Genomic DNA, 9,314 nt, shown 5'->3' on the forward strand with positions numbered 1-9,314 from the left:
AGGGTATTCTAAGTTTGCCATTGTATAATTGCAACATTATTGTAACAAGTAGGATAAATGAATTCTGCGTGCTTTTATGATCTAAATCATAGGTTTTATTGCTTTATTTTATAAAAAAGAAACGCTCTCTGAAAAATTCAGAGAGCGATATGGAAATATATCTTATAACATCTTAGCGTTTTTTCTTTTTGCCCCCTTGACGCGCTTTAAAGCGTGGATTTTCTTTACAAATAACATACACCACACCTTGGCGGCGTACCACTTTGCATTTTGGGTGGCGCGTTTTGGCGGTTTTTAATGAAGAAAGTACTTGCATTATTTGTCCTTATTTTGATTTGAGTGAGCCGAATTTACTGTATCTGTTTAGGAAGCTACTTGCTCTGCCTTCGTTATTAATTTGTCTGGTTTTTCCTGTATAAAATGGGTGCGATGCAGATGAAGTATCACACATAAAGACAGGATACTCTTTGCCATCTTCCCATTTCATTGTTTGAGTGGTTCTGGCGCAAGAACGAATTAAAAAGCCTTGTTTGGCATTGCTGTCGTAAAAAAGTACAGTGCGGTAATTTTCTGGGTGAATCCCTTTTTTCATTTGATAACTCCTTATTTTTTACTGCGAAATAACTAGGCTAGGCATACTATATTAAATAGGAACGATTATCAACTCTTATTTTTCTTTGAGAAATAAGTGTGGCTGTTAAGAATCTTAAGACAACGAAAAAAATAAGATAAAGTGAAAGAACTCAAGACTTTTTATACATCTCGTGCGTTGATACTGTGCTAGAATGAAGCCACATAGATTAGCTTTAGGTTTTAACATTCAATAGGTTAGCAAGCGAGAATGAAAAAGATTTTTACCTTTTTGCTTTGTTTTTGCAACGCACTTGTGGTGCAGGCAGGGCTTTTTGATAGCAAACCGCAATTTTTGAAGGCTGATGAAGCTTTTCAATTTTCTGCCCATTCTAATGGGGAGAGCTTGCAATTAGCGTGGCAAATTGCACCAGATTATTATCTCTACAAAAAAGAAATCTTGCTTGAACAAGGGGAGCAAAAGGTCGCAAATCTACCTTTTCCGCCAGCAGAAAAATATCAAGATGAATTTTTTGGCGAAACGGAAATTTACCGTGATCATCTCACCTTAAATGTGCCGATTTCATCAGCAACGCCACAAGCCTTTTCTGTTACCTACCAAGGTTGCACGAAAGGCTTTTGCTATCCGCCTGAAACTAAAACCGTGCAATGGCAGCCTTTAGCAACCCATTCCGCAGAAAAAACGACACAAAAAAACACCGCACTTTTACCTGCGTTAAATGAACAACAATCCTTGGCGCAACGTCTGTTTGAAAGCAAATATGCGGTATTTGGCTTTTTCTTATTAGGCTTAGGCTTAGCGTTTACCCCTTGTGTATTGCCAATGTTGCCGCTGCTTTCTGCCGTGGTGATTGGCAGCGGGCAACGCCCAAGCACGGCGCGCGCGTTGGGATTAAGCCTTGCTTATGTGCAAGGAATGGCGCTCACTTATACTTTACTCGGTCTAGCCGTGGCCGCCATCGGATTGCCTTTCCAAATTGCGTTGCAAAGCCCTTATGTACTCATCGGTTTATCGGTGATTTTCGTTCTGCTCGCCTTATCAATGTTCGGTATGTTCACCTTACAACTGCCATCATCATTACAAACCAAGCTCACCTTGTTAAGCCAAAAACAAAAGAGCGGTGCATTTGGCGGCGTTTTTGTGATGGGAATGATCGCAGGCCTTGTGGCATCACCTTGCACTTCCGCACCGCTATCGGGCGCATTGCTTTATGTGGCACAAAGCGGAGATCTATTTACTGGTGCAATTACCCTTTATTTACTTGCGTTGGGAATGGGCGTACCACTGATTTTAGCCACGGTTTTCGGCAACCGCATTTTGCCAAAATCAGGCGAATGGTTAGAAAAAGTAAAAGTGATTTTCGGCTTTGTAATGCTTGCTTTGCCGGTTTTCCTGCTTTCTCGTATTCTGCCTGAAATCTGGGAAAATCGTTTATGGGCGCTACTTGGCGTGTCTTTCTGCTTATGGGCAGGCTTGCAAATCAAAGGGCAGGGCATTGGCTGGGTGTTGCGTATTGGATTTTTTATCTTAGCGATGATCTTGGTGAAACCACTGCAAACTTGGCTCTGGAATGAACCTGATTTAGCACAAACAACGCGCGCGCATCAAACCGCGTTCCAAAAAGTAAGCAGCTATGACGAACTACAAAAAATCTTGCAAAAAAACGACCGCACTTTTGCAATGCTTGATCTTTATGCCGATTGGTGCGTGGTCTGTAAAGAGTTTGAAAAATATACTTTTTCCAATGCCAACGTTCAGCAGGCCCTTGACGATATTTTATTGTTACAAGTAGATATGACCAAAAATAGCCTAGAAAACAAAGCGTTAATGGAAAAACTGAATGTACTAGGCCTACCCACCATCATCTTTTTTGATAAACAAGGCAACGAAATTGAACCCGCCCGCATTACGGGATTTATGAATGCTGATGAATTTTTGGGGTGGTTGCAGCAGCGTTTAGGATTTTAGATTGTTTACAAATAAGAAAAAGTGATTTTCATTATTATGAATTGTATAGGTAATGCAATTCCGTTATGATACGCGCTCTTTCGCTCCTACTGGAGTAAGATTATTTTTAAAGGAAACATTATGAATTCATTAAATAAACTTAGCCCTTATGCACTCGGATTATTACGCATTATTGCAGGCTATATGTTTTTATTACACGGCACGTCAAAATTCTTTGAATACCCAGTTTCAATGACAGGTGGCAACGGTGCTGTGGAACTCTTTTCAATGATGGGCATTGGCGGAATGTTAGAAATCGTTGGTGGCGTATTATTGATTTTAGGGTTATTTACCCGCCCAGTGGCATTCATTCTTTCTGGTATGATGGCGGTGGCATATTTCCAAATTCACGCATCTTTGGATAACGTGTTATTGCCAATCGTCAATAAAGGTGAGCTTGCTGCACTATATTCTTTAGTTTTCTTAAACTTTGTGTTCTTAGGCGCAGGCGCTTTTGCATTAGATAACAAAGTTTGCAAGAAGAGCTAATAAAACTAATTTGTCTTTTTTAGAGTTGTTGATTTTAACCCGCGTTAGCGGGTTTTTTTGTCTTTTAAGAAAAATAATTCAAAAATGCACCGCACTTTTGGTACGCCTTGCCTATGGAAATTTTGAGTTGTTGGTTTTTTGTTAAGAAATTTGATTTCGTGCTACATAAAAGCAAACGATTGCGTTATAATGCGGGCGTTTTTTCATTTCATTAAATTAAAGGAAATCTCAATGCAACCAAATCGCCCAATTCGTCAGGCTTTACTTAGTGTTTCAGACAAAACTGGTATTGTGGAATTTGCTCAAGGCTTAGTGCAACGTGGAGTGAAACTGCTTTCCACTGGTGGCACGGCAAAATTATTAATGGAAAAAGGTTTGCCTGTTATCGAAGTATCCGATTACACAGGCTTTTCAGAAATGATGGACGGGCGCGTGAAAACCCTGCACCCGAAAGTTCACGGCGGTATTTTAGGGCGCCGTGGGGTTGATGATGAAATAATGGCGCAGCACCAAATTGATCCCATTGATATGGTGGTGGTGAATCTTTATCCTTTCGCCCAAACCGTGGCAAAACCAGATTGTACTCTTGAAGATGCAGTAGAAAATATTGATATTGGTGGCCCAACAATGGTGCGATCTGCAGCGAAAAACCATAAAGATGTGGCGATTGTGGTGAATAATCAGGATTTTTCCGCGATTTTGGCAGAAATGGATCAAAATCAAAATGGCTTAACCTTAGAAACACGTTTTGATTTAGCCATCAAAGCCTTTGAGCATACCGCACAATATGATGCGATGATCGCCAACTATTTTGGCAAATTGGTGAAACCTTATTTTGCTGCAGATGAAGACGAGCAAAATGCCTTGTGCGGGCAATTCCCACGCACCTTGAATTTGAATTTTATTCGCAAACAAACAATGCGTTATGGGGAAAATGGCCATCAAAATGCCGCATTTTATGTGGAAAAAGAACAAAAAGAAGCCAGCGTATCCACCGCAAAACAGCTACAAGGCAAAGCCCTTTCTTATAACAATATTGCCGATACGGACGCCGCACTAGAATGTGTGAAAAGTTTTAATGAACCTGCTTGTGTGATCGTGAAACACGCGAATCCTTGTGGTGTTGCCTTAGGCGAGGATATTTTAGACGCCTACAACCGCGCTTATCAAACCGATCCAACTTCCGCTTTCGGCGGCATTATTGCCTTTAACCGCCCTTTAGACGAAGCAACGGCACAAGCTATTGTTGATCGTCAATTTGTTGAAGTGATTATTGTCCCAGTGGTGCAAGATGCGGCGAAAGCCGTATTGAAAGCAAAGAAAAATGTGCGTGTTTTAGAATGTGGTGAATGGCATAGCGAGCCACAGCAACGCTTAGATTTTAAACGAGTTAATGGCGGATTATTAGTGCAAGATAGCGATTTAGGAATGGAGGATCTTGCTGATTTACAAGTGGTGAGCAAGCGTAAGCCAACAGAAAAAGAACTGCAAGATTTACTGTTTTGCTGGAAAGTGGCGAAATTTGTGAAATCGAACGCCATTGTGTATGCCAAAGATAATCAAACCATCGGCATTGGCGCAGGACAAATGAGCCGTGTTTATTCCGCCAAAATTGCGGGCATTAAAGCACAAGATGAAGGCTTGGAAGTGAAAGGTTGCGTAATGGCGTCCGATGCGTTCTTCCCATTCCGTGATGGCATTGATGCCGCAGCTAAAGTAGGCATTGAATGTGTGATTCACCCAGGTGGTTCAATGCGTGATCAAGAAGTGATCGATGCCGCAGATGAACACAATATGGTGATGGTGCTAACGGGAATGCGTCATTTCCGTCATTAATTAAAAGTGGGGTAGAAAAAAATGAATATTTTAATTATCGGAAATGGTGGGCGTGAACACGCCCTTGCGTGGAAAGCAGCGCAATCCCCTTTAGCCAGTAAAGTGTTTGTTGCCCCAGGCAACGCAGGCACGGCGAGAGAAAAGGGCTTCGGCAAAAGTGCGGTGGAAAATGTGGCAATTTCTGCGACAGATATTCCAGCATTAGTGAAATTTGCCCAAGAAAATCAAGTGGGCTTAACCATTGTTGGGCCAGAAGCCCCGTTGGTAGCAGGCGTTGTCGATGCCTTTGAACAAGCAGGTTTAACCATTTTTGGCCCAACTCAAGCCGCCGCGCAGCTAGAAGGTTCAAAAGCATTCACCAAAGATTTCTTAGCACGTCATCAAATTCCAACGGCAGAATATCAAAACTTCACAGACGTGGAGCAAGCCCTGGCTTATGTTCGCCAAAAAGGCGCGCCGATTGTGATTAAAGCAGACGGCTTAGCGGCGGGTAAAGGCGTGATTGTAGCAATGACGTTAGCGGAAGCAGAAGAAGCAATTAAAGATATGCTTTCAGGCAACGCCTTTGGTGATGCAGGTTCACGCGTGGTGATTGAAGAATTTTTAGACGGCGAAGAAGCCAGTTTTATCGTGATGGTGGACGGCAAAAATGTTGAGCCAATGGCAACCAGCCAAGATCACAAGCGTGTGGGTGAGGGCGACAAAGGCTTAAATACCGGCGGAATGGGCGCTTATTCGCCAGCCCCTGTAGTTACCCCTGAAATTCATCAGCGTGTAATGGAGCAAATTATTTATCCAACCGTGCAAGGAATGGCGGCCGAAGGCAATGTGTATAAAGGCTTTTTATATGCAGGCCTGATGATCGATAAAAATGGTCAGCCAAAAGTGATTGAATTTAACTGTCGTTTTGGTGATCCTGAAACGCAACCTATTATGATGCGAATGGATTCTGATTTGGTGGAACTTTGCTTAAAAGCCTGCGAAGGGAAGTTGGATCAAGTTAAATCGCAATGGAAAAAACAAGCCGCGCTAGGCATCGTGCTTGCTGCAGAAGGCTATCCTGCGGATTATCGCAAAGGCGATGAAATCCAAGGGTTACCAACTACTGAGCAGGCAGATGAAAAAGTTTTCCTTGCAGGTGTGAGTGAAGAAAACGGCAAATTAGTGACCAACGGCGGCCGTGTTCTTTGTGCCACCGCATTAGGTGATTCCGTGCTTGACGCTCAACAGAAAGCCTTAAAACTCGCTGAACAAATTCAATGGCAAGGACGTTTCTTCCGCCGTGATATTGGTTGGAGAGCTATTGCACGCGAGAAGTCATAATAGAGAAGTAATAAGAAAAAGGAGAAATATGTATCAAGATAAATCACTTTGCCGCGTGAGAGCAATCAGCCTGTTTTTATCCCTAACTAAAGATAAAGCACAATGGCAACAACAACTACAAATGGCTAAAGCGGAATGTGACCTACTTATTCCAGCTATTCAGCAAAAAGGTTATGAAATTCAGTCTATCCGTATTATCACTAATCCTTTTGGTGAATATTTGGATTTGACCAGCATTGACACGGCAAAGAGTGATTTAGCCTTGCTTAAAACTTTGCTCAATGAATTAAATGAGAGTGGATTGCGTATTCGATTTGCGATTGGTGAGGCGAAAACCAAACAAGAGATTGTTTTATTGCCAGAATTAATCGCAGATTATGGTGATTTATGTAACGCTTGCGTGAATGTGGAACGCGATGAAAATGGCTTTCTAAATTATGATTTATTATTAGATTGTGCAAGTGCGGTGCAAAAAATTGCAGAATTAACTCCACGTGGCGAAGGCAATTTTAATTTTACCGTAAACTTTAATTGCAAACCTTTTATTCCTTATTTTCCTGCAGGTTATCATCGCAGTGAGTTAGATAATGCTGTGGTAATTGGATTAGAAACGCCAGATTTATTAGTGGATGTGCTAGAAACTTTACCGAGTAGTGAAAATCGCCAACAGTTTTTTCATCAAGCAAGTGTGGCAATGTCTCAAGCTTTGCAATATCACATTGATGAAGTGCAAAATGTCGTAAAATCTGCGTTATCTGGTAATTTTAGCTTAGCGGGTTTTGATAGCTCAGCAGCACCATCAAAAAATTGCCATTCAATGACAAAAGTTTATGAATTACTTGGTGTGCCTTATTTTGGTGCAGCAGGCACTGTGGAGGTATCTGAATTACTCACTCGCGTGTTCAAATCCATCAAAAATGTCAATTTGGTTGGCTTTTCGGGTTTAATGTTAGCCGTAACGGAAGATTTAGGATTAGCAGAAGGCACAAAAAGATCGCAATTTGATATTCGAGCGTTACTCACTTATAGTGCCGTATGCGGCATTGGTTTAGATACTGTACCAATTTCAGGTGAGACAACCATTGAACAAATCGCAGGATTAATGAGTGATACTGGCACAATGGCATTTCGTTTAAATAAGCCCCTTACCGTCAGGCTATTCCCTATTCCTAATAAAGTAGCGGGAGAAATGACCGAGTTTGAAAGCGATGATTTATGTAATTGCCGCATTTTAGCTGTACCATAGTTTATGATATGTAAAGGAAAAATTGGTCCTCACGAAGGAATAGAGCTTGAGTTAATGTTATCGAGAAAGAAAATGTTAGCACTTTTCTTTAATGATATGGGAGTTCCAGGTACGTTTTTACCTTATATAGAACGGGGTGTTTTTCGTTGTAATTATCTTGTTTTAGTTCCTCAAGATAAGCAGACTCCAATAGAGTTGGGAGCCTTTATTCTATTTAGACCCGTTCATCAAAAATATGCAGTACAGCTTGAGCAACTATTGAAGAAAAGTATAGGACACTTTGATCCTATGGTAGAACGAGAAATTGGTAAATTGCTTGGTTACCAAGAAGAAGATATCTCGCTTTATATTAATAATTGTAAAAAGGAATTGCGACAAGCATAGGATATGAATAATATTCATCATCGCAATGAAAATTTTGAACCTAATTTTTCATTACAAGATAGTGAAAAAAGGCTAAACTAGTTAAATCTTAAATAATCATATTTATAAGAGGACAAACACAATGTTAAAAAGAAGTATGAACATCGCTGATTACGATCCCGTATTATGGCAGGCGATCCAAGATGAAAATCGCCGTCAAGAAGAACATATTGAATTAATCGCATCAGAAAACTATGCCAGCCCACGCGTAATGGAAGCGCAAGGCTCTCAATTTACTAATAAATATGCGGAAGGTTACCCGGGCAAACGCTATTACGGCGGTTGTGAATATGCAGACATTGTTGAGCAGCTTGCAATTGACCGTGCGAAAGAATTATTTGGCGCAGATTATGCTAATGTGCAACCGCATTCTGGTTCGCAAGCCAATGCGGCAGTGTATATGGCATTGTTAAATCCGGGTGATACCATTTTAGGAATGAGCTTGGCACACGGCGGCCACTTAACTCACGGTGCATCAGTGAGCTTTTCAGGCAAAATTTATCACGCAGAACAATATGGCATCACTGATGAAGGCGTGATTGATTATGACGCATTGCGTGAACAAGCGTTACGCGTTAAGCCAAAAATGATCGTGGGTGGTTTTTCTGCCTATTCTCAAGTAGTTGACTGGGCGAAAATGCGTGAGATCGCCGATGAAGTAGGCGCTTATTTATTTGTGGATATGGCGCACGTTGCAGGCTTAATCGCTGCAGGTGTTTATCCGAACCCATTACTGCACGCGCACGTTGTGACAACCACAACGCACAAAACCTTGGGCGGCCCCCGTGGTGGCTTGATTTTAGCGAAAGGCGGTGATGAAGAGCTTTACAAAAAATTAAACAGCGCTGTTTTCCCAGCTGGCCAAGGTGGTCCATTGGTTCACGTTATTGCAGCCAAAGCGGTATGTTTTAAAGAAGCTCTCGAGCCAGAGTTTAAAGCTTATCAGCAACAAGTGGTGAAAAACGCAAAAGCGATGGTGGAAGTGTTTAAACAGCGTGGTTATAACGTGGTGTCTAACGGCACAGAAAACCATTTATTCTTAGTGGATTTAGTGAGCCACGGTTTAACTGGAAAAGCCGCCGATGCCGCATTAGGCAAAGCGAACATTACGGTAAACAAAAATGCAGTACCAAATGATCCACAAAAACCGTTTATCACTTCAGGAATTCGTGTAGGCACACCTTCTGTGACTCGCCGTGGTTTTAAAGAAGCAGAAGTGAAAGAGCTAGCAGGCTGGATGTGCGATGTGCTTGATGCCGTGGGTAAAGAAAACGAGGAAGAAGTTATCGCAGCAACAAAAGCGAAAGTGCTAGATATTTGTAAGCGTTTGCCGGTTTATCCTGCGTAATTTTTTAGTATCGTGCGAAACAGGCTGGATTGGGTATCCAGCCTGTTTTT

Annotated in this window: 9 protein-coding genes; 7 read left to right on the plus strand and 2 right to left on the minus strand. The window is 41.7% G+C overall.

The window, feature by feature from the left end; all coding sequences use genetic code 11:
• Positions 1-172 precede the first annotated feature (172 nt).
• Entirely contained in the window at positions 173-316 is a 144-nt protein-coding gene (gene ykgO / locus ACLS0A_RS01510; protein WP_103852716.1) for a type B 50S ribosomal protein L36, read from the minus strand.
• A 9-nt stretch (positions 317-325) separates the two neighbouring features.
• Positions 326-592, minus strand: coding sequence for a type B 50S ribosomal protein L31 (locus ACLS0A_RS01515; protein WP_103852717.1), 267 nt, complete (start codon positions 590-592; stop codon positions 326-328).
• 249 nt (positions 593-841) lie between these two features.
• Between ACLS0A_RS01515 and ACLS0A_RS01520 the strand changes: the two genes are divergently transcribed.
• From ACLS0A_RS01520 to glyA, 7 genes are all read left to right on the plus strand, one after another.
• Positions 842-2,560 carry a protein-disulfide reductase DsbD gene (locus ACLS0A_RS01520; protein ID WP_416082127.1) on the plus strand — a complete coding sequence of 573 codons (1,719 nt, stop codon included), beginning with the start codon at positions 842-844 and terminating at the stop codon, positions 2,558-2,560.
• A gap of 120 nt (positions 2,561-2,680) precedes the next feature.
• Positions 2,681-3,088: a DoxX family protein gene (locus ACLS0A_RS01525; RefSeq protein WP_416082128.1), complete on the plus strand. Its 408-nt coding sequence runs from the start codon at positions 2,681-2,683 to the stop codon at positions 3,086-3,088.
• Between the two features lie 231 nt (positions 3,089-3,319).
• Positions 3,320-4,924: a bifunctional phosphoribosylaminoimidazolecarboxamide formyltransferase/IMP cyclohydrolase gene (gene purH / locus ACLS0A_RS01530; RefSeq protein WP_416082129.1), complete on the plus strand. Its 1,605-nt coding sequence runs from the start codon at positions 3,320-3,322 to the stop codon at positions 4,922-4,924.
• 21 nt (positions 4,925-4,945) lie between these two features.
• Positions 4,946-6,247 (plus strand): phosphoribosylamine--glycine ligase, encoded by a 1,302-nt coding sequence (purD, locus tag ACLS0A_RS01535; protein WP_416082130.1) that lies wholly within the window; start codon positions 4,946-4,948, stop codon positions 6,245-6,247.
• 28 nt (positions 6,248-6,275) lie between these two features.
• Positions 6,276-7,493, plus strand: a complete 1,218-nt coding sequence (locus tag ACLS0A_RS01540; RefSeq protein ID WP_416082131.1) for a DUF711 family protein — start codon at positions 6,276-6,278, stop codon at positions 7,491-7,493.
• 72 nt (positions 7,494-7,565) lie between these two features.
• On the plus strand, positions 7,566-7,877 hold the full coding sequence (locus ACLS0A_RS01545) for a hemocin immunity protein (protein ID WP_423093691.1): 312 nt from the start codon (positions 7,566-7,568) through the stop codon (positions 7,875-7,877).
• Positions 7,878-7,998: 121 nt separating this feature from the next.
• A complete protein-coding gene (gene glyA / locus ACLS0A_RS01550) occupies positions 7,999-9,264 on the plus strand; it encodes a serine hydroxymethyltransferase (protein WP_416083495.1) in 1,266 nt (421 codons plus the stop codon).
• Positions 9,265-9,314 lie beyond the last annotated feature (50 nt).

This window comes from Avibacterium volantium (assembly GCF_049366555.1).
Classification (GTDB): domain Bacteria; phylum Pseudomonadota; class Gammaproteobacteria; order Enterobacterales; family Pasteurellaceae; genus Avibacterium; species Avibacterium volantium_A.

What these genes read in the sequence shown, in the direction of transcription:
- ACLS0A_RS01525 (WP_416082128.1), top strand. Translation starts at nt 2,681, where the DNA reads ATGAATTCATTAAATAAACTTAGCCCTTATGCACTCGGATTATTACGC.
- ykgO (WP_103852716.1), bottom strand. Translation starts at nt 316, where the DNA reads ATGCAAGTACTTTCTTCATTAAAAACCGCCAAAACGCGCCACCCAAAA.
- ACLS0A_RS01540 (WP_416082131.1), top strand. Translation starts at nt 6,276, where the DNA reads ATGTATCAAGATAAATCACTTTGCCGCGTGAGAGCAATCAGCCTGTTT.
- glyA (WP_416083495.1), top strand. Translation starts at nt 7,999, where the DNA reads ATGTTAAAAAGAAGTATGAACATCGCTGATTACGATCCCGTATTATGG.
- purD (WP_416082130.1), top strand. Translation starts at nt 4,946, where the DNA reads ATGAATATTTTAATTATCGGAAATGGTGGGCGTGAACACGCCCTTGCG.
- ACLS0A_RS01515 (WP_103852717.1), bottom strand. Translation starts at nt 592, where the DNA reads ATGAAAAAAGGGATTCACCCAGAAAATTACCGCACTGTACTTTTTTAC.
- purH (WP_416082129.1), top strand. Translation starts at nt 3,320, where the DNA reads ATGCAACCAAATCGCCCAATTCGTCAGGCTTTACTTAGTGTTTCAGAC.
- ACLS0A_RS01545 (WP_423093691.1), top strand. Translation starts at nt 7,566, where the DNA reads ATGTTAGCACTTTTCTTTAATGATATGGGAGTTCCAGGTACGTTTTTA.
- ACLS0A_RS01520 (WP_416082127.1), top strand. Translation starts at nt 842, where the DNA reads ATGAAAAAGATTTTTACCTTTTTGCTTTGTTTTTGCAACGCACTTGTG.